Source organism: Sporosarcina sp. OR05 (assembly GCF_041414805.1).
Taxonomy (GTDB): domain Bacteria; phylum Bacillota; class Bacilli; order Bacillales_A; family Planococcaceae; genus Sporosarcina; species Sporosarcina saromensis.
The window spans coordinates 1-1,353 of record NZ_JANKJL010000032.1 but is presented as its reverse complement, the minus strand read 5'-3'; the positions used below and the strand labels follow the sequence as shown (position 1 = coordinate 1,353).

General features: G+C 41.8%; 1 protein-coding gene. It reads right to left on the bottom strand.

Annotated elements, in window-relative coordinates:
* Positions 1-34: 34 nt before the first annotated feature.
* Positions 35-1,353 (bottom strand): IS66 family transposase (tnpC, locus tag NRI27_RS17895; protein WP_371391900.1); only part of this gene is annotated, 1,319 nt, incomplete at its 5' end.

The window sequence follows — 1,353 nt, the reverse complement described above, 5'->3', positions numbered from 1 at the left end:
CGGGTGCAGATCCTTTATTTTAGTAATGAATCCTTTAATTTGTAGATAGGTAACATTGCTCCGGCAGCTTTTTCGACCAAGGGAACAATTTTGCAAGCTCATTCACATTGTTCTTATCAATGTTAGGAAGCGTTTCATAGAGGTGAACTAGATAGGCTAAGACATTTAACTTATTCTCTTTCGCCGACTCCACGATACTATAAAGGATGGCAGTAGATTGAGCCCCTTTTGGAGTAATCGAGAATAGTGAGTTTTTCCGTCCTAATACAAATGGTCTGATTGATCTCTCTGCTCTATTGTTATCAATGTCGAGTATTCCATCTAAAAAAGGACGCAGTAACTTCTCTTTTTGATTAATTCCATATTTAATCGCTTTACCTAGTTGGCTTTTCGGTGTGACTATTGGTTGAATGGATTGAAGCCATGCGAAAAAAGCCTCTGCGAGTGGTAAACTTTCCTTGCGGCGCACCTTACGGCGCTTTGCGAAAGATTGAGAGGTGATTTTTCTTTCAATTTTATAAATCTCTCCAATTTTCATAAGTGCTAATTCTGAAAGAGTGGGCGCTTCTTTCTTGTTCTTTGGGGCAGCTTTTACAGCTTTATCAAAATAACGCCTTAAGTGTGCCCAACACCCTGAGAGACTAACGTTTTCCAACCCCTCATAGCCTGAATAGCCATCTGTATGAAGCGTTCCCTTAAAATTTTCCAAAAAGAGTTTTGGATTAGTAGCGCTTCGAGTTGATGAATATACATATATGGCACATGGAGGCCCAATCCTCCCAGTCCTGTATAACCAAATATATGACTTCGAAGAAGGCTGCTTACCCTCTTCGTACAAAACTTGTTGTGTTGACTCGTCTGCATGAAGTACTGGAAGCGATAAAATAAATTGATGCATCGCAGAGTAGAGCGGACGAAGTAGTTCCTCTGTAGAAAGGACTAACCAATTGGACATCGTCTGCCTAGATAGATGAACACCCAATTGGCGAAACTGTGCCTCCAACCTATGTAGTGGCGTGGCATACATATACCTTTGCGTCACCACATAAGCAATCGCTGAAGGTGATGCCATGCTTTTAGGAATGACAGCTTCTGGCATTGAAGCTCTTACAATTGGTGTATGAGTATTCTCTTTCTCGCATGTTCGACAAGAGAAAACGTCACGTTCGTGTTGGACAATCTCTGCGCGAGCAGGGATGATCTTGATTTCACGGCGGATCTCTTTTTTCATCACATGCATAGAATGACCGCAATCTGAACAGGCCTGCTCCTTTAAGGGCAGGCTGTGGTGAACGACTGTTACAGGTAGCTCATTGTTTAGGCTTTCCCGAACTTTTCGTTTCTTTTTTTTTT